Annotated in this window: 20 protein-coding genes and 2 tRNA genes; 8 read left to right on the forward strand and 14 right to left on the reverse strand. The window is 44.4% G+C overall.

Annotated elements, in window-relative coordinates; translation table 11 throughout:
• The first annotated feature begins 115 nt into the window (after nt 1–115).
• Nucleotides 116–1,450, forward strand: coding sequence for an NADP-specific glutamate dehydrogenase (gene gdhA / locus NQ542_RS09850; protein WP_005640696.1), 1,335 nt, complete (start codon nt 116–118; stop codon nt 1,448–1,450).
• A gap of 80 nt (nt 1,451–1,530) precedes the next feature.
• Here the strand turns inward: gdhA and ruvC are convergent, their stop codons facing one another.
• Nucleotides 1,531–2,088, reverse strand: coding sequence for a crossover junction endodeoxyribonuclease RuvC (ruvC, locus tag NQ542_RS09855; RefSeq protein ID WP_005640695.1), 558 nt, complete (start codon nt 2,086–2,088; stop codon nt 1,531–1,533).
• Nucleotides 2,085–2,399 (reverse strand): DUF4286 family protein, encoded by a 315-nt coding sequence (locus tag NQ542_RS09860; RefSeq protein WP_005640693.1) that lies wholly within the window; start codon nt 2,397–2,399, stop codon nt 2,085–2,087. Before NQ542_RS09860 ends, ruvC begins: the two co-directional genes overlap by 4 nt.
• A gap of 82 nt (nt 2,400–2,481) precedes the next feature.
• On the opposite strand from NQ542_RS09860, the gene NQ542_RS09865 reads away from it, so the two are divergent.
• A tRNA-Ala gene (locus NQ542_RS09865) sits at nt 2,482–2,555 on the forward strand.
• Between the two features lie 63 nt (nt 2,556–2,618).
• On the opposite strand, the gene NQ542_RS09870 is transcribed toward NQ542_RS09865, so the two are convergent.
• The 4 genes from NQ542_RS09870 to NQ542_RS09885 all read right to left on the reverse strand — a co-directional run bounded on the left by NQ542_RS09870 (nt 2,619) and on the right by NQ542_RS09885 (nt 7,923).
• Nucleotides 2,619–4,193, reverse strand: coding sequence for a sulfatase family protein (locus NQ542_RS09870; RefSeq protein ID WP_005640688.1), 1,575 nt, complete (start codon nt 4,191–4,193; stop codon nt 2,619–2,621).
• Between the two features lie 132 nt (nt 4,194–4,325).
• Nucleotides 4,326–5,678, reverse strand: coding sequence for a Gfo/Idh/MocA family protein (locus tag NQ542_RS09875; protein WP_005640686.1), 1,353 nt, complete (start codon nt 5,676–5,678; stop codon nt 4,326–4,328).
• A gap of 326 nt (nt 5,679–6,004) precedes the next feature.
• The gene (locus NQ542_RS09880) at nt 6,005–6,790 is read right to left on the reverse strand and encodes a porin family protein (protein ID WP_005640685.1); all 786 of its coding nucleotides are present in this window, start codon (nt 6,788–6,790) and stop codon (nt 6,005–6,007) included.
• Between the two features lie 14 nt (nt 6,791–6,804).
• The gene (locus tag NQ542_RS09885; protein ID WP_005640683.1) at nt 6,805–7,923 is read right to left on the reverse strand and encodes a PCMD domain-containing protein; all 1,119 of its coding nucleotides are present in this window, start codon (nt 7,921–7,923) and stop codon (nt 6,805–6,807) included.
• Nucleotides 7,924–8,098: 175 nt separating this feature from the next.
• Between NQ542_RS09885 and NQ542_RS09890 the strand changes: the two genes are divergently transcribed.
• The 6 genes from NQ542_RS09890 (at nt 8,099) to NQ542_RS09915 (ending at nt 13,388) form a co-directional block, all read left to right on the forward strand.
• Nucleotides 8,099–9,412: a Gfo/Idh/MocA family protein gene (locus NQ542_RS09890; protein ID WP_005640681.1), complete on the forward strand. Its 1,314-nt coding sequence runs from the start codon at nt 8,099–8,101 to the stop codon at nt 9,410–9,412.
• 112 nt (nt 9,413–9,524) lie between these two features.
• Nucleotides 9,525–9,824: an STAS domain-containing protein gene (locus NQ542_RS09895; RefSeq protein WP_005640679.1), complete on the forward strand. Its 300-nt coding sequence runs from the start codon at nt 9,525–9,527 to the stop codon at nt 9,822–9,824.
• Nucleotides 9,825–9,845: 21 nt separating this feature from the next.
• Nucleotides 9,846–10,256, forward strand: coding sequence for an ATP-binding protein (locus NQ542_RS09900; RefSeq protein ID WP_005640677.1), 411 nt, complete (start codon nt 9,846–9,848; stop codon nt 10,254–10,256).
• Between the two features lies 1 nt (nt 10,257).
• Nucleotides 10,258–11,379: a sensor histidine kinase gene (locus NQ542_RS09905; protein WP_005640675.1), complete on the forward strand. Its 1,122-nt coding sequence runs from the start codon at nt 10,258–10,260 to the stop codon at nt 11,377–11,379.
• Nucleotides 11,372–12,205: a sensor histidine kinase gene (locus tag NQ542_RS09910; RefSeq protein ID WP_005640673.1), complete on the forward strand. Its 834-nt coding sequence runs from the start codon at nt 11,372–11,374 to the stop codon at nt 12,203–12,205. The genes NQ542_RS09905 and NQ542_RS09910 overlap by 8 nt, the downstream gene beginning before the upstream one ends.
• 19 nt (nt 12,206–12,224) lie before the next feature.
• On the forward strand, nt 12,225–13,388 hold the full coding sequence (locus NQ542_RS09915) for a PP2C family protein-serine/threonine phosphatase (RefSeq protein ID WP_005640671.1): 1,164 nt from the start codon (nt 12,225–12,227) through the stop codon (nt 13,386–13,388).
• Between the two features lie 128 nt (nt 13,389–13,516).
• On the opposite strand, the gene NQ542_RS09920 is transcribed toward NQ542_RS09915, so the two are convergent.
• The 8 genes from NQ542_RS09920 to NQ542_RS09955 all read right to left on the reverse strand — a co-directional run bounded on the left by NQ542_RS09920 (nt 13,517) and on the right by NQ542_RS09955 (nt 23,998).
• A complete protein-coding gene (locus tag NQ542_RS09920; RefSeq protein ID WP_005640669.1) occupies nt 13,517–14,347 on the reverse strand; it encodes a hypothetical protein in 831 nt (276 codons plus the stop codon).
• Between the two features lie 33 nt (nt 14,348–14,380).
• Nucleotides 14,381–17,293: an ATP-binding cassette domain-containing protein gene (locus tag NQ542_RS09925; protein ID WP_005640667.1), complete on the reverse strand. Its 2,913-nt coding sequence runs from the start codon at nt 17,291–17,293 to the stop codon at nt 14,381–14,383.
• Nucleotides 17,294–17,875: 582 nt separating this feature from the next.
• Complete coding sequence (locus NQ542_RS09930; protein ID WP_005640662.1) at nt 17,876–18,361, reverse strand: phage integrase SAM-like domain-containing protein; 486 nt, start codon at nt 18,359–18,361, stop codon at nt 17,876–17,878.
• A 103-nt stretch (nt 18,362–18,464) separates the two neighbouring features.
• Nucleotides 18,465–18,537, reverse strand: a tRNA-Thr gene (locus NQ542_RS09935).
• A 39-nt stretch (nt 18,538–18,576) separates the two neighbouring features.
• Nucleotides 18,577–19,038, reverse strand: coding sequence for a hypothetical protein (locus NQ542_RS09940; RefSeq protein ID WP_005640660.1), 462 nt, complete (start codon nt 19,036–19,038; stop codon nt 18,577–18,579).
• A gap of 69 nt (nt 19,039–19,107) precedes the next feature.
• Nucleotides 19,108–20,139 carry a DUF6340 family protein gene (locus NQ542_RS09945; RefSeq protein WP_005650872.1) on the reverse strand — a complete coding sequence of 344 codons (1,032 nt, stop codon included), beginning with the start codon at nt 20,137–20,139 and terminating at the stop codon, nt 19,108–19,110.
• Between the two features lie 90 nt (nt 20,140–20,229).
• Complete coding sequence (locus NQ542_RS09950) at nt 20,230–21,081, reverse strand: sugar phosphate isomerase/epimerase family protein (protein ID WP_005640657.1); 852 nt, start codon at nt 21,079–21,081, stop codon at nt 20,230–20,232.
• A gap of 289 nt (nt 21,082–21,370) precedes the next feature.
• Nucleotides 21,371–23,998, reverse strand: a complete 2,628-nt coding sequence (locus NQ542_RS09955; RefSeq protein WP_005640652.1) for a valine--tRNA ligase — start codon at nt 23,996–23,998, stop codon at nt 21,371–21,373.
• Nucleotides 23,999–24,372 lie beyond the last annotated feature (374 nt).

The following is a 24,372-nucleotide window of genomic DNA, read 5'->3' on the forward strand; positions in this document are numbered from 1 at the left end:
AACATTGTTCAAAAACATAAAAAGAACTATCAAAAAGTAAGCAAAACATTTTGTCAACCCAGGCTATTCCCTATATTTGCAAACAGAATGTTATCTTAAAAAGAAATTATATACTATGAAGACAGAAGTAATCTTATCAGCACTGGAAGCAAAACATCCGGGCGAAAAGGAGTATTTGCAAGCAGTAAAAGAAGTTCTTCTTTCAATTGAAGAAGTGTACAACCAGCATCCCGAATTCGAGAAAGCTAAAATCATCGAACGATTGGTTGAACCGGAACGTATTTTCACCTTCCGTGTGCCCTGGGTAGACGACAAAGGGGAAATACAAGTCAACTTGGGATATCGTGTGCAATTCAACAACGCGATCGGCCCGTACAAGGGCGGCATCCGCTTCCATCCTTCTGTCAACCTGTCCATCCTGAAGTTCTTAGGATTCGAACAGACTTTCAAAAACGCTTTGACAACATTGCCGATGGGCGGTGGTAAAGGAGGATCCGACTTTGCTCCTCGCGGAAAAAGTGATGCGGAGATCATGCGTTTCTGCCAGGCATTCATCCTCGAATTATGGCGTAACCTCGGACCGGACCGCGATGTTCCGGCGGGTGACATCGGCGTAGGAGGACGTGAAGTCGGTTATATGTATGGTATGTATAAGAAACTGGCTCGCGAAAACACCGGTACGTTCACTGGTAAAGGTATGGAATTCGGCGGCTCTATCCTCCGTCCCGAAGCAACCGGTTTCGGTGCCCTCTACTTCGTTCACCAAATGTTGGAAACTCATGGTATAGATATTAAAGGTAAGACTGTTGCTATCTCCGGTTTCGGAAACGTCGCTTGGGGAGCTGCCACAAAGGCTACCGAACTGGGTGCAAAAGTCGTCACGATCTCCGGCCCGGACGGCTATATCTATGATCCGGACGGCATTTCCGGAAAAAAGATCGATTATATGCTGGAACTGCGTAACTCAGGTAATGATATTGTAGCTCCTTACGCCGAAGAATTCCCCGGTTCGACCTTCTATCCCGGCAAGAAACCCTGGGAACAGAAAGTGGATATCGCACTGCCTTGTGCCACCCAGAACGAGCTGGACGCAGACGATGCACGCAAGCTGATCGAGAACAAGACATCATGCGTAGCCGAAGTATCCAACATGGGATGTACAGCTGAAGCTGTCGACCTGTTCATCGAGCATAAACAACTTTTTGCACCGGGCAAGGCTGTCAACGCCGGCGGTGTCGCCACTTCCGGCCTGGAAATGACTCAGAACGCCATGCATATTTCGTGGACAGCTGCCGAAGTCGATGACAAATTGCATCAGATCATGAGCGCTATCCACCAACAATGTGTCGAACATGGAACAGAGGATCAATATATCAACTATGTGAAAGGTGCGAACATTGCAGGCTTCATGAAAGTGGCCAAAGCAATGATGGCGCAAGGTATCGTATAGATCGATGTGTATTCAATATACATAGAGAAGTGTGTCTATGAGAAGGGGGATGCCTGTAATTGCAGGCATCCTTTTTTGTATCAATGAACTTTACCCGGATTCTTCGCGATAAAGTCCTTCCATCCGGTATATTTCTTTTCCTGTATCGGATTATTCGTCTGGAAATAATGGCAAACGGCAGCTGCCAATCCATCTGTCGCATCCAATTGCGGCAACATGGATGCTTCCGGAATATGCAGGTAGCGCTGTAACATCCCGGCCACTTGTTCTTTTGCAGCATTCCCATTTCCGGTAATGGACATCTTGATCTTTAGCGGGGCATATTCAAATATCGGGATATCCCGTTCGAGTGCGGCAGCCATAGCGACTCCCTGTGCACGCCCCAATTTCAACATACTCTGTACGTTCTTCCCGAAAAACGGAGCTTCAATGGCCAGTTCGTCCGGATGATACTGATCGATAAGTCCCAAGACCCGCTCAAAAATCTTACGGAGCCGCAAATAATGATCCTCGTATTTATTCAATTGGAGTATCCCCATAGCTTCCAGTTTGGGTTTGTTTCCTTCAATCGTCAGCACTCCGTAACCCATCACAATCGTCCCAGGATCAATGCCCAATATGACACGGTCTTTCGTCATTTCTCCCAATCTATCTCTTCCAGTAAAGTACTAAAGCCGGCAATTTTATGACCGAAACGAGCAACCAATGCGCGGTGAAGGTTATTTCCTTCATTCTGCAACCAGAAATTCAACGTATCGACATTCTTAACATGAAACTGGACGGAGAAACTGATGCCTTCTCCTTCTTCAGCCTGCATCACACGTCGCAGGCATGGCCGCTGTAGGAAACCGCTCTCCACGGCTTTCGGGATATACTGTTTTTTCAGATAATCCAAACTTTCATCCAGAATATCTTTTTCTATATGGAACGTTGTATTATAAACAATCATCTTATTTTTTATAAAAATCTATGGCAAAGATAGTGGTTATATCAGGAAAAGCCCTATATTTGCGCTTGAAAATAAGTCATACGGGGCATTAGCTCATCTGGCTAGAGCGTCAGACTGGCAGTCTGAAGGTGATCGGTTCGAGTCCGATATGCTCCACAACCTTATGGTAAATAACAAAAAAGGCATTCATTTCTGAATGCCTTTTTTGTTATTTCTATCTTATTTCTTCGCAGTTGCCAACTCCGTTTCAATCGGATCGTCGTACTGTTCCTGCAATTTATTCAGTTCGGTTTTCAGACTGTCGATCAAGGCTTCATTGCCCGGTTCATTATAGATATTATGCATTTCCATCGGATCGTTTTGCAGATCATAAAGTTCCCACACATCGATATCATTATAGAAATGGATTAATTTATAGCGGTCGGTACGAACACCATAATGACGTTTTACTGCGTGTTCCGCCGGATACTCGTAAAAATGATAATATAAAGAAGTACGCCAATCTTTCGGCTTTTCACCTTTCAACAAAGGCAAATAAGAATCACCCTGGATATCTTCGGGAACAGGGACGCCCGCCACTTGAAGGAAAGTCGCTGCATGGTCGATATTCTGGACCATTTCGGGGATGTCGCCTTTAACACCGCCGGGAAAACGAACCAACATCGGTGTACGGAAAGATTCTTCATACATGAAACGTTTGTCGAACCAGCCATGTTCACCCATATAGAATCCCTGGTCGGAAGTATAAACGATAATAGTATTTTCCAATAAACCGCTTTTCTCCATATAATCCAACACACGCCCTACATTACGGTCTACGGAATGGATCACACGCATATAATCGTGCATGTACTGTTGGTATTTCCATTCAGCCAACGCCTTCCCCGTCAACTTCTGTTCCTTGAATTTCTTAATAATAGGATCATAATGTTTGTCCCAAGCTGCCTTTTGAGCCGGAGTCATCCGGTTATATAAATTACGGCCATTTTCTTCAAGGCCGGTAGTCGTATGAATCTCATTTTCCTTATCTGCCATCTTCAAGTCATAGACGAGATCCATATCCTTGATAATATTCATTTCCTGTTCGGATGCGGCAATACGCCCTTCATATTTGTCATAAAATGTTTCGGGAACCGGGTAAACGACATCTTCATACAAATCCAAATCACAAGTATCCGGCATCCAGGTACGATGGGGCGCTTTGTGGTGGAGCAAGAGACAGAAAGGTTTATTCTTATCACGTTTGTTATCCAGCCAGTCCAAAGCTAAATCCGTCGTGATGTTCGTAGCATAGCCTTCGATCTGCTTTTTCTCTCCGTTATCGATAAAGTACGGATTATAATAATCCCCCTGTCCGATCAAGATATTCCAGTAATCGAAACCGGTAGGATCGGAAGTCAAATGCCACTTCCCTACAACTGCAGTCTGATAGCCGGCTTGTTGCAACAACTTCGGGAATGTCTGCTGGCTGCCGTCAAAACGTTTCGTATTGTCGGTAAAGCCATTCTTATGGCTATGCTTGCCCGTCAGCAAACAGGCACGACTGGGACCACTTAAAGAGTTGGCGACGAAACTGTTCGTAAACCGTACGCCTTCATTAGCAATCCGGTCGATATTCGGAGTTTCGATAAAACGATGATCGTAAGCACTAATTGTCTGATAAGAATGATCATCGCACATGATATAGAGAATATTCATAGGCTTCTCCGACACCCCTTTTTTGTCCTTTTGGACACAGGCAGGAAGAGTTACGGCTACCAAACCTGTCAAAAGAAATAGTTGATTAGTTTTCATGATACATTATGTTTTTTGTCTGGATTTGGCAAAATTAAACAGAGCGAACGGAATAATCACTATCCGGACTAAAAAATATATAAAAAAGTCCCGAAACTTTATTCCGGGACTTTCCTTTACCTCTTACCTTTCTTATTTGTCATAATACGGCAATTTGTACGGATTTCTGTATTCGTACCAGTACAAACGATGTGATTCGGCTTCCCTATCGCCATTAAAGCTCAACGTTGCCGGATCCCAATGAACAGGACGTCCCAGTTCACGGGCAATGTTTTGCAAGCAGCAAAGCGTATTCGTACTACAACCGACTTCAACCGGAGCAATCGGATTCCGGCGTGAACGAACGCAATCGATAAAGTTCTGCATATGCGGAGAGCTTACTTCATATTCTCCCTTCCCGACTTTCTTTTCCTCTTTCGGCAACAAGGAAGGATCGGAACATTCGATATAACCGCGAGCGACTTTCAACCACCCCTTATCGCCGATAAACTTGATACCTTGCGCGTTGGCATTATCTTCACGATAAGGTTGTTCGGTCATCACGATACCATTAGCATATTTCATCGTCGCATATTCTGTGCCTTCATATCCTTTCGGGATAAACTCTACTGGACCGGAGCCGTCCATACCGATGGCCGCCTGTGCAATATCGAACATATGAGCCCCCCAATCGGCTGTATATCCGTTTCCGGTTTCCTGATACCAGCGCCATGCCCCCCACAACTTCTCGTTCTGTTCGGGTTCAAGAGAGATAGGAGGACAAAGATCAGGATGATAATGAATCTTCGGATCGTTCAACGGTCCCATCCACTGATTGAAATTCAGATTACCGGGGACATCCATTTCCGGCAAGTCCAATGGCTTGGGGGGTTCGCCGACACGGGCGTATATCTTTTCGATATGACCGATCTTACCGGCACGAACCAACGCAATCGCATCCTGAAACTCCTTACTCGAACGCTGCTGGCTACCGATCTGGAAAACCCGATTATTATCGCGTACGGCACGAGCAACAGCCAGACCTTCCGTAATCGTATAAGCCAACGGCTTCTGACAATAAACATCCTTACCGCTCTGACAAGCATGGATAGCAACCAATGCATGCCAGTGGTCAGGTGTTGCCACTTCAATCACGTCGATATCCTTACGGTCCAGCACATCTTCATAAAATTCATACATATCGCAACGGGGAGCTACATTCAGAGACTTCTGCCAAGCCTCGACACGACGTTTGAAACGTTCACGTTTCAAGGAATCCACGTCACAACAGGCAGCGACCTGCACCCCAGGACAAGTAGAGAAACTCTTAAAATCGGATAAACCTTGTTGCCCTAATCCGACAAACCCTAAAACGACACGATCACTCGGTGCGATACGCACCCCATTTACAGCCCAGCTGGGCAGGATAGTCAAACTTGCCAATCCAAGAGCGGAAAGGCCGAGAAACTCTCGACGGGTTACACCCTTCTTAGTGTTTTCTTTCATGGTAATTCAAAATATATTGGACTAAAAAATTATTCGGACAAATATAGGTATTAAATATCAAAACAACACATCTATCCCATCGAATTTGAATGAATAGGGCCTCTTTTGGAAATCATTCTTGCGGGTAATATTTTTTAACATTCTATTTAATAGCAAATTTCCTGATTAAGGTATCAAAATGACAATAGAGGAAAGAAGGTAGAAAAAAGGGTTCTTTTGGTGTGATTGCCCTATAGAAAAGATGTCGTTTATTAAAAAAATTATGGCTTTCCATTTCATAATTATGAATCAGGAAAGCCATAACGATATATCAAAATACGTTTGTATCAGAAAGCGTAGCCGAAACCGACGTTCAGGTAAATCGGATACATGGCGAAAGTAATTGTATCGAAATCTTTCTGAAAGATATCATTCAATCCCCAAGTCAGGTCTGCATAGACATTCAAATGCTTAAAAGCACGCCATTCGGCACCTAACTGCGCACCCCATTGGAAGCGGCGAAGGTTTTTCGAGAAGTCATAAGGGGCATTTTTTCCATCGGCAAAAACGACCTTATTACCGGTAGGATCACCTTCGCGCAAATAACCATCATACACGTTTCCGGAAAAATCACCCTCCAACATATAGGCAAAATACGGTCCCAGATTCATACTGAAGCGACGATTAAACTGATGAGTAGCCAAAACCGGAAAAGACAGATATGTATTCTTTACATTAGTCTTCACATATCCAGTCCAATTTCCTTTTATGCGTTCACCCCCTTCACCGATGATTTCCATTCCATAATTTTTCACATTGGCATTCGTTTTCATCCCTTTACTATCCAAACGAATACCGATTCTCATTCCCCATTTTTTTTCTTGATCGAACCACTTTGTCACATTCCCCTCTATCGCAACAGCCATAGTAGGATTATACCCCGTTATATCACGAATCTCAACGGGCAATGGTATCGGAGCCGTTCCCCCTATGTTAAAGCCGGCTTTTACCTCATACTCCAAACCGATCAATGCAGAATTGATAATTCCCTTATTCCGGTCTTCTTGTCCAAAAACCGAAAACGTTACCAGCAACAAGGCCAGTACACAAATTGATACAATATTCTTTCTCATCACAATAATCTTTTTTAATCTGCTGCATGAATCAGTTCCACTTCATCGATATGCAATGTACTGCCGACAGCACCTCTGAAATAATCCCCTTCAATACTGGAAGAAAAGACAATAGCCACATTATATTTACCAGCTTTCAGTTTATCTTTATCTACAGTTTTTCCAGTCTTTGTCACAAATGGCAAATAAAACTCCGTCCACTCATCCGTTTCCTTCCGGTCTTTCTCATCAATGCGAGCTATGGATATCAAATTAGGATGATCAAAACGGTTCGTTGCATCCAATGTTTTTGTCTTTTCATCTGTCTCGTAAAAGATTGCATAAATATCCCACGTATCCTTTTTATCTTTTACAATATTTCCATTCTCATCTTTATAAACTTCACCTGCCTTATACTTATAATACCCCTTCAAGTAGGTCGGTATATGCTCGAACGGAACTCCGAACATTGTTGCTTTCAATGGGTCGGTCAATGCGTTCCCTACACTAAACGTACCCATAAAAAGATTACCGGCAGCAATAGGCATACCCAACTTCGAACCGAAATCCCCTGTCGACTTTGTTTCCAACTTTACGCATTTGCCCATTTTTCCTTCCGCATAAGAAGAAGTCGGAAATGATGCCGGATCTTCCGTACCTGCACCAGTCAAAGCAAAACCGGTATTTCCACTGGCCCAATCCATTACCCATTTTCCCTCAGAATCATTCTCATAGAAAATATTATAAACATATTTCAAAAGCGAACTCTTGTAATCCTTTACATTCTCAAAATGATATTCCGAGCTAATTCCGGCAATAATATAAGTAACTTGATATTCTTTCTTCCAATTTCCATCTTCAGAAGTTACCGTATAAAATTGCGGAGTCGTAAAGTCACGTTCGGTCCCGCTGGCCGGAGAAATGGTTGCACCGGGAGTCAATGTAAATTCAGGTGCCTGATGTGTCAAATCGGCATCGGCCGTTACCATCAATACTACCTTATTATTTTCTATAATTGGATCACGTTTCAAGATATCTCCCGGCACTGTACAAGTCAATATATCCGCTTCTGCATTCAACGCTTCGTCACGAATACACGAAACCAGCGTAATTCCCAGCAAAAGGCATACAATAAAATAAGTTACTCTAATCATCTTATGTCTGTTTTACAAATAATAGGTTTTCCTTAAAAAGCAAACCGGATACAAAAATACGCTCCTTTTCCCAAAAAGCCACCGTATTTATATTTTTATCACAGTTTTTATTGTATCGCTCACCTATTATTTATACATTTGGCTCAACAACTTATAATATCTAATTCATAAGACCATGACAACACGCAGAGATTTTATCCGGCAAGCGACCTTATTAGGAGCCGGACTTTCCATGAGTCCATTCTTTATCAACGCGACTCCTGGAAGTGTAGGAGCGAACGACAAAATACGCGTCGGACTAATTGGCTGTAAAGGAATGGGATTTTCAGACCTACAAGCCTTCCTCCGGAATCCGGAAGTCGAGTGTATCGCATTATGCGACATCGACGACGAAGTTCTCAACAGTCGCGCGGCTGAAACTCAAAAAATCACAGGCAAGAAAGTTAAAAACCTATATAAAGACTGGCGGAAACTGATCGATAACAAAGATATCGACGTTGTCATTGTCGGTACACCCGACCATTGGCACTGCCTGCAGATGGTAGCCGCCTGTGAAGCCGGTAAGGATGTTTATTGCGAAAAGCCGTTAGGCAACAGCATTGAAGAATGTAACATTATGGTTCGCGCCGCCGAGAAATACAACCGGGTTGTACAGGTAGGACAATGGCAACGCAGTGATCCGCACTGGCAGGATGCCATGGCATTCGTACACAGCGGGCAATTAGGCAAGATACGTACCGTCCGCGTGTTCTCGTATCAAGGTTGGTGTCCTTCCATCCCGGTCAAACCGGACGAACCCGTTCCCGCAGGAATCGACTATGACATGTGGCTGGGTCCGGCTCCCAAACGTCCGTTCAACCGTAACCGTTTCCATTTCACCTTCCGCTGGTTTTGGGATTATGCCGGCGGACTGATGACTGATTGGGGTGTGCATCTACTCGACTATGCACTATATGGAATGAACGTTACAGCCCCCAACTCTATCATGGCTTCGGGAGGCAAATTCGGATATCCGGATGACGCCTGCGAAACACCGGACTTGCTTCAAACAATTTATACATTCGATGACTTCACCGTCATGTGGGATCATGCAATCGGTATCGACGACGGAGCTTACGGGCGCAATCACGGCCTGGGATTTGTCGGAGAAAACGGAACACTGGTTGTCGATCGCAGTGGCTGGGAAGTAATCCCCGAAAAGGTAAGCGGCAAAGCCCGCATGGAAGCGGTTCCATTGAAGAAAGCATATGGTGAAGGCGGTTTGAACCTGCATGTCAAGAACCATCTGGAATGTATCAAATCGCGCAACCGCAACTGTAATGCCAGTATCGAAATCGGCGCCCATATCGCCAAGTTCTCCCAATTAGGCAACATCGCCTACCGTACCGGCAAGAAACTGACTTGGGACGGAAAGAGTTTCCATGACGCAGAAGCAGACAAATATTTATGCAAGGAATACAGGACACCTTGGGAGTTACCGAAGATTTAAACCAAAAGGGGTTGTGTCAAATACAGGCACAACCTTTTTTATACAATAACTTGCTCACGTAATGGATTATCTATACTTTTGCTTGAACGAAAAATCAGAATAGGAACAGATTATGAAGATAACAATAGAAAACGGGAAAGAAACAGTCATCAATCTTTCCGGACAATTGGATACGTTAACCTCCGTCGATCTTGAAAAAGAGATCGCTCCCATCCTGCAGGGGGAAGCGCAAACGGTAGTGCTCGACGGTGCGGAACTGACCTACATCAGCAGTGCCGGACTCCGCCTGCTCCTTACACTGCAAAAAGGGATGAAGAACAAAGGAGGCTCTTTCCGGCTGAAGAATATTCAGAATGAGATTATGGAAATCCTGAATATCACCGGATTCTCTCACATCCTCACGATCGAATAACAAGTATCTTTATTCCGGCAGATGACAAATACGCTACATATAAAGAATGAGCTGAAACAGCTAACCCGTCTATACGCGTTTCTGGACCAGCAAGCCGGTACTTATGAACTGGGAGAACTACAGTCGATGCAAATCAAACTGGCACTCGAAGAAGCCGTGACCAACGTCATCCAGTATGCCTATCCCGACAAAAAAGACCAGGACATCCGTATCGACATGAGCTACGAGAACAAACGGCTGACAATCGTCATAACCGATACCGGCATCAGTTTCAACCCTCTCGAAAGACAGGAGCCGGACCTTACTCTCTCATTGGAAGAACGCCCGACAGGCGGCCTCGGAATTTATCTGGTCAAGCAACTGATGACGGAAGTCAGCTATAGTCGTTCAGCCGGGAAAAATATACTCACAATGGCAAAAGACATTTGTTGATATGGCAGACTTCGACATTAGAGATATAGCAGCGCTCAAAGTAAAGCTGCAAATCATAGAGAAGCTCGTATTGGCCGACTGGATCTTGATTATCCTGTCGATGTATTACGACTGGGGAGGATGGATCACCTGCCTGATCGTTATTCAAATCATCCTGTATATCTACAAATCGAAACTGCGCAAACAACTGAAACAGAAAGAGTATCTCGCCAAAGTGGTAGAAGAGCGAACAATCGAACTCCGTATCCAGCGCGACCAAGTGCTGAATGAATCCAAGAAACTATCCGACGCCCTCGACGCTCTGGCGAAAGCACAGGACGAACTGGTCCGCAAGGAAAAACTGGCTACTGTCGGACAATTGACGCAAGGGTTGGTCGACCGCATCCTGAACCCGATCAACTACATCAACAACTTTGCCGGCCTTTCCGCCAATCTGATCAAAGACTTGAAAGAAAACATTACGGACCAGCAGGCGATCATGTCAAAAGAGAACTACGCCGACAGCATCGAGATTCTCGATATGATCAACAGCAACTTGCAGAAGATAAACGAACACGGCTGCAACACTGTCCGGATCGTCAAAGCAATGGAAGAATTGTTAAAAGACCGTCACGGCGACGTCACTCCAACGGACATCTGCAACCTCTGCAAAGTGAACGTAGACGTGATCCGCAAGCAGTTCAAAGAAGACATTGAGAATAAGCAGATACAGATAGAACTCGACTGTCCGGCAGAACCCACGACCGCAGAGATCAACATTGAGCAGATGAACAAAGTGATGCTCAACCTACTCAAGAACAGCCTTTACGCATTGCTGAAAAAGTTACAGAAAAAGGACTTCACGCCAATCATCAACATACACGTAGAAAAGAGACTGAACGGGACAATTTTTCTCAGCATCCGCGATAACGGCATCGGCATCGAGGACAACATCAAAGCCAAGATATTCGAACCGTTCTTCACCACGAAGCCCACTGCCGAGGCTGCGGGTGTCGGTTTGTACCTCTGTCGTGAAGTCATCCTGAACCACCAAGGGTCCATCATCGTAAAAAGTGAAAAGGATAACTTTACCGAGTTTATGATTACGATTCCTATTTATCAAAAAAGCAACAACAATGAATGAGGACAGTATGAAAGAGTTAGAACGTCTGAGAAAACAGATCAGCCAACAGGAAAAGATGGCTTCACTCGGACTGTTGAGCGCAGGTATCGCACATGAGATACAGAACCCGCTCAACTTCGTGATCAACTTCAGCAAACTATCATGTAAGTTGCTGCAAGATATGGAAGACGTATTGGACGAACTGGAAAGCAAGCTCTCTGCCGAGGTGGACGAGGAGATTAGGGAAATCATGGACGACCTCAAAAGCAACATGTGCAAGATCGAGGAAAACGGCAACCGGGCATCAAGTATCGTCCGAGGCATCCTGCTCTATTCCCGCGGCAAAGACGATGAATATATAGCGACCGACCTCTGCCAGCTGACAAAAGAATATGTATGGCTTTCCTACCATGCTGTCCGCGCCAATAACAAGAGCTTCAATGTTACCATCATAGAAGAATACGACAATACACTCCCGTTGGTCAAAGTAATCCCGCAGGACTTCAGCCGCGCTGTTCTCAACCTGATGAACAACGCCTGTTATGCTGTCTTCAGCAAATCCAAAGGTGTCGCTGAAAATCCTTATAGTCCGACCATCAAGGTAAGACTGGCAAAAGACAGCGACCGGGTACGGTTGGTTATCGAAGACAACGGCCCGGGAATCACGAAGGAGGTCAAAGAGAAACTTTATACGCCGTTCTTCACCACCAAACCGGTCGGAGAAGGAACCGGTCTCGGCCTCTCTATCACCAAGTCGATCATCGAACAAAAACATAACGGAACGATCGAGATGGAATCGGAGCCGAACGAATTCACCCGTTTCACAATCACCATTCCGATTAAATAATCAGAGAAACAACGCTACTATGGCTATAAAAATATTAAGTGTAGACGACGAACTTGACCTGGAAATATTGCTGACTCAATATTTCCGGCGCAAAATAAAGAAAGGTGAATACGAATTCCATTTCGCCCACAACGGACTGGAAGCACTCCAAATGCTGCTTGCCATGCCGGACTTCGACGTGATCCTGAGCGATATCAACATGCCGGAAATGGACGGACTTACGTTACTCACAAAGATTAACGAGATGCGTAACCCTGCGCTAAAATGCATTATGGTATCGGCCTACGGCGATATGGAGAATATTCGTAGTGCCATGAATCAGGGAGCCTTCGACTTCACGACCAAGCCAATCAATCTCGAAGACCTCGAACGAACCATTGAAAAGGCAGCCGAGCAGATCGCTTTCATCAAGCAGGCACAAAGGGAACACACACAATTGGAATCCATCCAGAACGACCTGCATGTCGCCCAGGAAATCCAGCAAACAATCCTGCCCAAGACATTCCCTCCGTTTCCGGAGTTGAAATCGTTCGACTTGTATGCCTATATGAACGCAGCCAAATATGTAGGAGGGGATTTTTATGATTTCTTCCGCATCGACCAGGACCGCTTGGGCTTCGTCATTGCCGATGTGTCGGGCAAAGGTGTTCCCGCCGCAATCTTCATGGCTATCAGCCGGACTGTGATACGTGCCATCGCACTGACCGAAAACTCGGCTTCCATGTGTATGCAACGTTCCAACAACATTCTCTGCCAAGAAAGCGTAAACGACATGTTCGTGACCGTATTCTACGGTATCCTGAATATCCATACAGGCACCGTCACCTACAGTAATGCAGGGCACAACCCGCCTATCCTGATGAAAAAAGACGGTTCCGTTTCCAAAGTACCGTCCACTGGCGACATGATATTGGGGGCGATCAACGATGCCAGTTATCACGAAAAGGAACTGAAGATGTCACCCGGCGACAATCTCTTTCTCTATACCGACGGGGTAACAGAAGCGATGAATACGAAGCATGAACTATACAGCGAACAACGGCTGCTCGAAAACTGCCGGACACTTGCCGGAAAGAACCCGAAAGAGGTTGTGGAAAAGATAACCGAGACGGTTGGCGAATTTGTCGTCGGTGCTGTCCAATCAGACGATATTACATTGCTTTCGATCAGTTACAAAGGGTGACGAAAATGAATTGACCAAATTAAACGCACGAGTTGCCAACTCATGAATATGGATTCCCCCAAAAAATAAATATCCCAGCCTCCAATAGGAAGCCGGGATACTTATCTTTTTATGTATAGAAATCTTGCTTACTTCAGCAAAGCATCGCGGATCCCCATGATCTCGGCATTAGCAGCACGAGCGCTCTGGATAGAAGCAACCTTTTCTTTCAGCGGAGCAATCGTTTCGCCTAACTGTTTCAAATCAGGATAGTAAGCAGCCAAATCGGCAACCACCTCTTCCAACATGCTGACACGTTTTTCCATATTTGTAGAAAGACCGGCAGAAGTAGCATCACCTTCTACAACTAATGTCGGATTGGCAATTAAACAAGCATATTCGGCAGAAGCAGCACCTAACATTTCAACTTCGGCATCTACTTTGTTTTCAGCAGCCATCTTTTCGATGATCTTGTCTTCCTGTGCGTTCAAGAAAGCCTGCAATTGTTCTTTAGTTGCATCTTTCGGAGCCTGTTCTTTCAGGATATCCAAAACAAACGACACATTCAGGTCTGTAGCCAACTTGGCTATTACGCCTTCCACTTCGGCTGTCGGCTTACCGATCGCTTTCAATACGTTATAATCAGCCATATACATACCCAATGCACGGGCTTTCTGTGTCGGTGTGCTCAATTCAGCAGCCTTGCCAACCGGCATCATATACTTGATATCACCCACATTTACTTTTACTTCACCTGTAGAAAGACGATAAGGAATATCAGAATCCGGCATATCCTTCAACAATTGAATTGTCTCTTGTTTCAACTCCTCAGTCAACAGGTCTTTCGGAGCCTTACCTGCTATAACAGCGGCTTCTTCAGTCTTTTCGGCTTCTTCGCTTGTTTTCTTGGCTCCGTTGCAGGAAGTCATTCCAAACACTAATGCTGCTACGGCGAGCATGCTTAATACACTCTTTTTCATATTGTATAATTTAATAATTTATTATTTCGAGTCTTAAAATTCGTTCCGTTTCAAGAAACGTCCCGGAAACTCTGCGAATATAGCGATAATCGACAATAATGCAAAGAAACCTATAACCAATAAATTAAATTTATAAGTAGAAATATGATATCCGGCCCAATTTTTTTCATGGCTGTAGAAAGCGGCACGTCCGAAACGGTTGTCAGGCTCCACATAAACTTGCCCGATCGCTGGGTAGATACGATGGTTCGCTTCCTTATATAGATGACGTCCTCCAGTCCCCATAACCAGGTCTTCTATTGCCATATTATGATGGGCTTTCTTCATCTTCATCAGTTGCTCGGTCCCTTCTTTCCGGCCGCGTTCCTGCTGGATTTGATCGAGATAGGCAGTGAAGTTGTGCGCCCGTTCATGCAAAGCGGCATCCACTTTGTCCAGATATGCCAGATATCCCTCTCCCTCCATGCGGGGAGCGATACGGGCTGCACGGCTCAATACGGCCAACTCGTTCTCGACCGTTTTCCGCTTATCGGGATCATCTTTTAGCGCAATCTGTTCTACCAAGCTGCGTACCTCCGGTAAATGAACGTTCTCGTAATATTGCGCCAGATACTTTTCTTTCTCAATCGGGAAATAAGGACGGTTATAAGCGTTGTTGCAGAACTGCTCCACCATCAACGCTTCAAAAGCCCAGCGCGAAGGGATCACCTCGCCGATCAACGGCACGATGTTCTCATCCGAAGCCCGTGTATTGAGATCGTCAAACTTGATGACCAAGCCGCAAAGCAATATCTGGGGAATCAACAGAAGCGGGATCGTGATATAGATCGCGACAACCGAGCTCATCGTCTGCGAAAGGATCAATCCAGTCAGGTTCGCCAGGAACGACGTTGCCCACAGGATGCTCCACCACGTGCCGAACATCTCGCTCCCCACTCCGATAATGGTATTCCCCACCCCGATGAACAAAAGCGATTGCAGCCCCGACACAGCCAATAGATACACCATCTTGGATGTCAGATAGCTGCTCCGGCTCAACCGGAGGAAATGTTCGCGCTTCAGGATCGTCCGGTCCTTTATAATTTCCTCAGCACTGATGCTCAACCCCATAAAAGTGGAAACAATGACTGACATGAAGATATAAGACACGAAATTCTTGTTGGCAAGCAACGTATATTCATCCCCGTCCATATAGCGGGTCAGAAGGGCGACGATCAGCGCAAGCAAAGGGGCTTCCAATAACGTGATAGTCAGATATTGCTTATTCGTCAGCTTCGTACGTATATTTCTTTCCAGGAAGATCAGGAATTGTTTGAACCAGGAAGGTTTCTTCTGCTGGTTCTTCGGTAATGCTTCCTCCTCGACAGGCGAAAAAGCGGGACGGGAAGCAAGATATTCGGCATGCCATTCCTCCGGTGTGAACTTTCGGATATTCGTTTGGTTTCCAGAGTCGTCGATCTTCTTAGAGTCAATGATATTCAAAATCAATTCGGGATTCACATTACCACAGACACTGCACACGCTGATATCCGGATCAGTATACTTGGCCGCCTGCTTGAAATAGGTGATTGCCTCTATCGGGTTCCCGTCATAGATCGGATAGCCTCCTCGGTCAAGTAGCCACAGGCAGTCAAACAACTTATAGATTTCGGACAAAGGCTGATGTATGTTCACCACCACCAATTTACCCCGGTGAGTCTGTTCCTTCAGGAGCATGATTACTTTTTCGGAATCGGAAGACGACAATCCCGATGTCGGCTCGTCAAGATACAGGATAGCCGGCTCACGTATCAGTTCGAGGGCGATATTCAAACGCTTTCGCTGACCTCCACTAATCGTCTTACGAATAGGGGAACCGACTTCGAGCCCCTTTATCTCTTCCAAGTCCAACTCCTTCAAAACCTTTTCCACACGTTGCCCAATCTCCTCGTCCGTCAAACGCGCGAAACAGAGTCGTGCCGTATACAAAAGGTTCTGATAAACGGTCAACTCCTCTATCAGCAAATCATCCTGCGGAACAAAACCGATCAATTGGCGTGCATCCGGAGAGTCGAGCGGATGGCCATTCACGGTGATCATTCCCTTATCGGGACGAATATTACCGTTCATGATTCCCAACAATGTCGACTTCCCGACCCCGCTCCCGCCCATAATGGCAACAAGCTGTCCGGATTCGAGATTGAAAGAGAAGTTATGCAACCCGTTATGGCTGTTCTTAAATGTAAAATCAATATCACGTCCGGCCAGATGAATGACCTCCTTGTGTTCGTTTTTATTAAAAACAGCAAGCAGGTTACTGTAATAGACCGGCAGGAACAAAGGCCCTTTCAGCACACTGCTATGTTGCCAGGCATAAAACATATCCGACGAAAGCGGAATATCATTCATAAATACCTGCCCGTTCCCATGATAGGTGAAAATATGCTTATCGAAGCGACGGATATAGAGCACACGGATGAACCCTTCCATCCCTTTCCGCGTGATATGGTTGACCTCCGCCTCCTCCTCTCCGCTGATCGTCAGCAAAGACAAAGAAGTTTGCCCTGTGATAAAGGCAAGCGCATCGTCAAATTCTTCCTGAGGGATCGAAAAAATATCAGCTACCAGGCGGAACAGAGCCAGATGTTGATCCGCCTCCTCACTGTTCGTATAGGCAAACTCCACGAAACGGATCAGCAAAAGCAATTGTTCTTCGGCTCTCAACTTTACTTTCATCTGTTCGCATATATTCCGAACAATCTGCTCTTTGTCCAGTACAAAGAGCGAATCGTCATACATATCGCGCAATGCGTTGTAAAGTTCAATATACTCTTTATGGGAACGTACCCCGAAGTGGCTGGAGAGATAAGAATGAACGGCACGACTTGCCTGCTCCCTTTCAATCCGCACGGAGGAAGCGAAAATAGCAAATAGATTTAATAAACCGTTTAATATGGTCTCATTCATTTATTTTGTCTGTGTAAGATAAATTGCCTGCAAAGATAGTAAAGATTCGAAGGAAAAAACAAAGAATATCAGAAACGTAAACAGCCAAAGTTATACATGATACCTTACCGGCACTACCTGAAACCTCTCTCAGGCAAGCAGCCAACTAACCCGTTTCATGCCATCAACTAAGTCAAAACACCCCAAGAACTAAATCAGAACATATAGTAAAGTATCTATTGGTAGTTACTACCTGTTGCTTATACGTAGTACTATCTATCATCAACTAGTAGTTACTACATATTCGCGATAGATAGTAACTACATATAAATAATATGCAGTATGTTTTGAATTAGTTTACTATGACTTTCGAAATAGTTTATGGCATGTTCCGGACCAGTTACTCTTTTAGAACAGACAGATTCCGAACAAAGTAGCAGAAAACCAAAGGTTTCGGATCATAAGGAATATATACAATAATGTATAGAGAATTTTAAATGTCAGAAAACATTTTATCAATAGTCATTTTTACAGCTTGGGTTACTCTCTCTGAACTGCGCCCTAAAGCCTCACAGATTAAAAAGGTATTGACACCTGATCTCTTTAAGACTGTCCATAACGCTTTAACCAAATTGTATCCATATCAGAAAAAGGAATATCCAAATGCTTGTTGAATTTTATAAGAGAATGCATAGTACATTTATACATATCCGCATAACGTAAACGATTTGCTGATTCAAGTTCTTGAATATACTGGTTAAAGACCTCTTGCACAGTTTTACGCTTTACTGGTTTGTTCACCTTCTCCATTAAAGAAGTCGCAGTAAATTCTTTTTCCTGTGATTTGAACTCTATAACCTTATCTGTATAGACTTTTACTTTCTCCGCTATTAACCTTTCTATATACTCCTTATTTGGACATTTAGAAGTTGGTTTGTTGGCTTTAAAGTCCCAATATTTAGGCAATATGGAAATACCAAGACTTTGATATTTCATTTTTCGATCCTTACAAACACGAATCATCAAAGGTGATTCATTGTTTTTCAACACTTTAGATTTGTAACATACGACATTGACTGTTGTACTCATGGTTTAAACGCTGGTTTAAACATCGGTTTAAACAAACCACGAAAACCACAGAAAACACCATAAAAAAAGCAGTTACCTAAAAAGATAACTGCTTGATTTTGTGAGCCGAAAGCCGGACTTGAACCGGCGACCTACGCATTACGAATGCGTTGCTCTACCAGCTGAGCTATTTCGGCAACATTTACTTCCTGAATGCGGGCGCAAATATAATATGTTTATTTGACATCTGAAAGAAGTTTTGCTAAAAAATCATCCAAATCTGCATCCAAATCTTTTAAAAGAGGATCATCCAAACGAAGATTTTCATCGTCCAAGAACAGAAGTTCCTCAATGACAGAGAAATCCTCGTCAGTCAGGCTTACCGAGAACGGTTTCAGAAAACAAGGGTTATCAAAAACTTTTTTTGTAACCAGAACGGCAAGCACAGCTTTCAAAGTTGCAGCAACCTGTTGAGTAAATTGATCATCATCACATGCCGTATTCACCCAATCGAAAATGATTGTCTTCTCAACCAGCACATCCTCTTCATCATAAATAAGCAATTCACCACTTTCAGCATCTACCTGCACATATAAATCGCTGTAACAGTTGCCAGCTTCATTCGCAGCAAGCTTATTGATGGCCGAATTGAAAGTCGTTTCTATGACAGCCTGAACCTTTGCATTATTTGCACTCATATCTTAGTTATTTATTCTTTATTCGAAACGTCTGCCAAAAGTAATAATAATTCAGAGAATATAAGATTATTATTCTCCAAATTGCTTATTTAGTTTCTGATCTGAACGGATACGCTTGCCAAGAGCCTCTACATACAGCCGTTGCATTTTCGTGTAATTATAATCTTCGCCCTTTTTATTATTAAAAATCTCGTAAGATTTAGCAGCCCAGTCATAGGCATCCTTCAACTGAGTCTTCATTTCATAAAACAAAGCCAAGTTCGATGCAGCCTTTGCCCGCTCTTTCCAACGTGAAGAATTTTCATACACATGCTTCCAACGTGAAGCCGCTTCCTCCCATTTGTCAGACAAGGCATAGGCGGTCGCTTCTTTCCAACGCGCCCCTTCACCTTTATAGAACCAACGGCTTTCATTATCCCAATGAGGAACAAAGTTCGGAGTAACCTTCCTACCAATATACTGCCCAGCAGCCCGTAAAGCTTCATCCGGCGACGGTAAATAAAGTTTCAACAACTCCATATTATCCGCACTTTCAGACCAGAAAACACTATCCTGCACGTAAACAGTAGCCAACGGATTATCCCGTCCGGGAAGATAACCACGGACGACCCCAGTAATCTCGATATCGACTCCTCCCACGACAAAGCCTTCGGCAAAAGCGACAACATCCTTTTCCATCCGGAACAACAGGCGATCGAGCGAAATAACAGCATCCGTCCCTGTCTCCCGGCACAATTCTTTCACCGTTTCGGGTGTCAACTTTTCATCCACCAAATATTTTGTATCCTGACGAGTGCCATCATGATAGAGAAGAACATCATTGAAGAAAGAGACATCCACAATCGATTTGCCTAAGGAATGGCAGGCATCATACAAAGCACTATCCGCATGGGCACGGGCCGTGTCCTGCACAGTTCCATATAAATTATAGGTATAGCCGACATCGTCGGGCTGGGGAACGGCGTTATTAACAATCAAAACCTTGTCGACATTCTTCGGGAAAGTAATCTCGGCCGGATTATAAGTTTCTATTCCAATATATTCAATGGTGTTGCACGCCGAAAACAGGCAGGCCATCAATAGATACAACGTTGTTCTCATCTTTACATTTATGATTTATAATTTATGAATTATGCTTCACAACTTGTGCTTCATAAATCATAAATCACAAATCATAAATCATAATTCTTATCATGCCATATCACTAACGGCCTTGAAATAGCCGATAGACTCTGCGATACCGAGGAAAGGATCTTTCATGTCCTTTTCGAACTCAAGACTGCACATTCCTGTATAGTTCACCTCGCGCATCATACGAATCAATGCGGGGAAATCGATCTTTCCGCGCCCGATCTCAATGCCGCGTCCAGCCTTTGAAGAATCCGTCACATCTTTAATGTGCATATCGAACACACGGGTATGATATTTCTTCAAGTCGGCAACAGGATCGCAACCGTTACGCAGATCGTGACCAACATCCAGACACATACCGATACGCGGGTCCAAATCTTTCGTATGTTCCCAAACGTCCGTTGCATCCGGATAAGTCTTGATATCGGGTCCGTGCAAATGGATCGCATAATTGAAGTCGTACTCTTTCACTTTCTTGTCCACATAGGGCAAAAGTTCGTAATTCGGTACGCCGACAATCGTTTTCACGCCTACTCGTTTCGCATATTCAAAACCACGATCTATTTCAGCCTCGCTCTTCATATAGATAGGACCGACAGCATATCCAGTCACACCATAAGAAGCGCATTTGTCATGGAAAGCCTTGATTTGATCGTCATTGCTATCCAACGGCAGGTGAAAATCCTTGATACAAAGATAATGAATATCCAGACGCTGCAAAGTTTTTAACGTAGTTTCCAAGTCAAAGTTTACAAATGTATACCCGGCCATACCCAAATGAAAAGGATTTACGGCCTTAGCTGCCTTAGGCTTCACGGGATCGGGCAATCCGGCCTTTGCTACGCTTGCCGTACCCAACAGGATAGCTCCTGCCAGCCCTTTCTTAAAAAAAGATCTTCTTGATTTCTCCATGATATTAAATTAAAATTATGTGCTTGTATATTATGACAGCAAATATAATCTTTTTTTAGTGTGCACGATAACATTTGGAAAGAAAATAGAATACTTTGCAATAATTAATTCATATCGTCGCAAAGTCAACTCCCCCAACCGCTTCCTCCATCTTTTCTCCGGCAGGAAGAGCCATTAAAACAGAACGCAAACTATCTGTCTCATTGTTTGCATTCAACAAGACAGTAGTTTGCGTCAATAACATAAGGCCAACCAGAAGAAATACTTCATCTGGTTATATTTCTGAAACCTACTTCTTCAAAGCCGCGATGCTTTCTTCGATAGACTTGATTTTACTTTCTGCATCGGCCTGTTTCTTACGTTCCATTTCAATGACTTTGGCCGGAGCCTTGCTTACAAAACTTTCGTTGCTTAACTTTTTCATGACAGAAGCCAGGAAGCCTTGCTGGTATTTCAGTTCATCCTGAAGCTTAGCCAGTTCCTCCTCCACGTTGATCATATTACCCAATGGGACAGCATATTCCGTCGTACGCACCAGGAAGGAAGCAGAACCGGCCGTTTTTTCTTCCGTACGGATGATAGACGACAAATTACACATTTTGGCAATTACGGCGTTGAAGTGATCGTTGTGTTCACCCAATACCTGCAATTCCAATGCTTCCTTATTCGGTATATTTTTCTGAAGACGTATCGTACGCACTCCACCCACAATTTCTTTTGCAATTTCGAAATCTTCCAGATATAAGTTATCAACAGGAGCAACCTCCGGTATCAGTGCGACCATCAAGCTCTCGCCTTCCTTACGCGGCTCCAACGCTTGCCACAACTCCTCTGTAATAAAGGGCATAAACGGATGAAGCAGGCGAAGCAGGGCATCGAAGAAGCCAAGTGTCGATAAGTAAGTTGACTTATCAACAGGCTGTTGATAACCCGGCTTAACCATTTCTAAGTACCAAGAAGAGAACTCATCCCAAAAGAGTTTGTAAACAGCCATCATTGCTTCACTCAAGCGGTATTTGCCGAACAGATCGTCCATTTCAGCGATCGTCTTGTCCAGTTGCATCTTAAACCATTTGACAGCTGTGGCTGCCGCTTCGGGCTGTTCGATAGTTGAATCAACCGTCCATCCTTTAATCAGACGGAAAGCATTCCATATCTTATTGTTAAAATTACGTCCCTGCTCGCACAACGCATCGTCAAAAGGAATGTCGTTTCCGGCAGGCGCCGCCATCATCAATCCCATACGCACACCGTCAGCACCGTATTGCTCGATAAGCTGCAGCGGGTCGGGAGAATTTCCCAATGACTTGGACATCTTACGACCCAGTTTGTCACGTACGATACCGGTAAAATAAACATTCTTGAACGGCATCTTACCCCGATATTCGTAACCGGCCATAATCATACGGGCTACCCAGAAGAAAATAATATCCGGTCCTGTCACCAAGTCGCTCGTCGGATAGTAGTAGTTAATCTCCTGGTTGTCCGGATCGTTGATACCATTAAACAGAGAGATCGGCCATAACCAGGAAGAGAACCAGGTATCCAGCACATCCTCGTCCTGACGTAGATCAGCCATCGTCAAAGAAGCGTTACCTGTCTTTTCTTTTGCTATTTCTAAAGCTTTCTCTGCCGTTTCGGCTACAACATACCCCCCTTCGGGCAGGAAATAAGCCGGAATACGGTGTCCCCACCACAACTGACGGCTGATACACCAGTCCTTGATGTTTTCCATCCAATGACGATAGGTATTCTTAAACTTCGGAGGATAGAACTTGATGTCGTCCTTCATCACCGGTTCCAAAGCGATCTGTGCGAGGTGTTCCATCTTCAAGAACCATTGCATAGACAACTTCGGTTCGATAGGCACATTGGTGCGTTCGGAGAAACCGACTTTATTTTCATAAGCTTCCACCTTTTCCATCAAGCCGGCAGCCTCCAGGTCTTTTTCGATCTGCTTACGAACATCGAAACGGTCCATACCGACATACAAACCGCCAGCCTCGCTGATCGTACCGTTATCATTGAATATATCGATAGAAGGCAAATTATATTTTTCGCCCAACATATAGTCGTTCACATCGTGTGCCGGAGTTACCTTCAGACAACCTGTACCGAACTCGATATCCACATAATCGTCCTCGATCACAGGAATCACACGGTTTACCAACGGAACAATCACTTTCTTCCCTTTCAACCAAGTGTTCTTCGGGTCGTTCGGATTGATACACATGGCCGTATCCCCCATGATTGTTTCGGGACGGGTTGTTGCGACAATCGCATAACGGCCTTCCGGATCACCTTCCACCTTGTAGCGGAGGTAATACAGTTTGCTGTGCTCTTCCTTATATATAACCTCTTCGTCGGACAGGGCAGTCAGCGCTTTCGGATCCCAGTTCACCATACGGACACCACGATATATCAGTCCTTTATTATAGAGATCGACAAAAACCTTGATCACACTTTCGGAACGCAATTCGTCCATCGTGAAAGCCGTACGGTCCCAATCACAGGACGCCCCCAGCTTACGCAACTGCTTAAGGATGATGCCTCCGTGTTCTTCCTTCCATTCCCAAGCATGTTTCAAGAAATCTTCACGCGTCAGGTCAGTCTTCTTAATTCCCTGCTGTGCAAGGCGATTCACGACTTTCGCTTCGGTTGCAATGGAAGCATGGTCCGTTCCCGGCACCCAACAAGCGTTCTTCCCCTGCATACGGGCACGACGGATCAGAATATCCTGAATGGTATTGTTAAGCATGTGTCCCATATGAAGCACGCCTGTGACGTTTGGGGGCGGAATAACAATCGTATACGGCTCACGACCATCGGGTTTCGACTTGAAAAAGCCGTTATCCAACCAATACTGATACCACTTACCCTCTACTTCTGCGGGGTTGTACTTACTTGCAATTTCCATATTGTTTCGTTATAATTATATCTATGTTCGGCACAGACAAAAGAAGTCCGCTATTTTAAGATGCAAAAGTACAAAAATAATATAGATAAGCATATAAGAGCTAAATTTTATCAGGGCAGCTGCACCAAAATTCGGAACCACAGCAAAAAAGTATCCTCAAGCATGTAGATGAACTGACCTTTGAGATCTGAAATGTTCAACAGGGCAAGCATTACCTTGCTATGCATAAACTAGCTTTAACACATGACCTGCCCCGAAAGTGACGAAGAACCAAGTTTTCTGCAAATCCTCTATCACTCTATCACTACGAAGGTTGTAGCTATTAATATTCAAGTGTCAGAGGCAGTGATACAGGACGTTTTCTTCTATCACTC

The sequence above is a fragment of the Parabacteroides merdae ATCC 43184 genome (assembly GCF_025151215.1).
Lineage (GTDB): Bacteria > Bacteroidota > Bacteroidia > Bacteroidales > Tannerellaceae > Parabacteroides > Parabacteroides merdae.

Excerpts from the sequence above, each read along its gene's own strand:
- NQ542_RS09930 (WP_005640662.1), bottom strand. The coding sequence starts at position 18,361 with ATGAGTACAACAGTCAATGTCGTATGTTACAAATCTAAAGTGTTGAAA.
- NQ542_RS09925 (WP_005640667.1), bottom strand. The coding sequence starts at position 17,293 with ATGAATGAGACCATATTAAACGGTTTATTAAATCTATTTGCTATTTTC.
- NQ542_RS09870 (WP_005640688.1), bottom strand. The coding sequence starts at position 4,193 with ATGAAAACTAATCAACTATTTCTTTTGACAGGTTTGGTAGCCGTAACT.
- NQ542_RS09895 (WP_005640679.1), top strand. The coding sequence starts at position 9,525 with ATGAAGATAACAATAGAAAACGGGAAAGAAACAGTCATCAATCTTTCC.
- NQ542_RS09920 (WP_005640669.1), bottom strand. The coding sequence starts at position 14,347 with ATGAAAAAGAGTGTATTAAGCATGCTCGCCGTAGCAGCATTAGTGTTT.
- NQ542_RS09905 (WP_005640675.1), top strand. The coding sequence starts at position 10,258 with ATGGCAGACTTCGACATTAGAGATATAGCAGCGCTCAAAGTAAAGCTG.
- NQ542_RS09900 (WP_005640677.1), top strand. The coding sequence starts at position 9,846 with ATGACAAATACGCTACATATAAAGAATGAGCTGAAACAGCTAACCCGT.
- NQ542_RS09915 (WP_005640671.1), top strand. The coding sequence starts at position 12,225 with ATGGCTATAAAAATATTAAGTGTAGACGACGAACTTGACCTGGAAATA.
- NQ542_RS09945 (WP_005650872.1), bottom strand. The coding sequence starts at position 20,139 with ATGAGAACAACGTTGTATCTATTGATGGCCTGCCTGTTTTCGGCGTGC.
- NQ542_RS09885 (WP_005640683.1), bottom strand. The coding sequence starts at position 7,923 with ATGATTAGAGTAACTTATTTTATTGTATGCCTTTTGCTGGGAATTACG.
- gdhA (WP_005640696.1), top strand. The coding sequence starts at position 116 with ATGAAGACAGAAGTAATCTTATCAGCACTGGAAGCAAAACATCCGGGC.
- NQ542_RS09940 (WP_005640660.1), bottom strand. The coding sequence starts at position 19,038 with ATGAGTGCAAATAATGCAAAGGTTCAGGCTGTCATAGAAACGACTTTC.
- NQ542_RS09955 (WP_005640652.1), bottom strand. The coding sequence starts at position 23,998 with ATGGAAATTGCAAGTAAGTACAACCCCGCAGAAGTAGAGGGTAAGTGG.
- NQ542_RS09950 (WP_005640657.1), bottom strand. The coding sequence starts at position 21,081 with ATGGAGAAATCAAGAAGATCTTTTTTTAAGAAAGGGCTGGCAGGAGCT.
- NQ542_RS09860 (WP_005640693.1), bottom strand. The coding sequence starts at position 2,399 with ATGATTGTTTATAATACAACGTTCCATATAGAAAAAGATATTCTGGAT.
- NQ542_RS09880 (WP_005640685.1), bottom strand. The coding sequence starts at position 6,790 with ATGAGAAAGAATATTGTATCAATTTGTGTACTGGCCTTGTTGCTGGTA.
- NQ542_RS09875 (WP_005640686.1), bottom strand. The coding sequence starts at position 5,678 with ATGAAAGAAAACACTAAGAAGGGTGTAACCCGTCGAGAGTTTCTCGGC.
- NQ542_RS09890 (WP_005640681.1), top strand. The coding sequence starts at position 8,099 with ATGACAACACGCAGAGATTTTATCCGGCAAGCGACCTTATTAGGAGCC.
- NQ542_RS09910 (WP_005640673.1), top strand. The coding sequence starts at position 11,372 with ATGAATGAGGACAGTATGAAAGAGTTAGAACGTCTGAGAAAACAGATC.
- ruvC (WP_005640695.1), bottom strand. The coding sequence starts at position 2,088 with ATGACGAAAGACCGTGTCATATTGGGCATTGATCCTGGGACGATTGTG.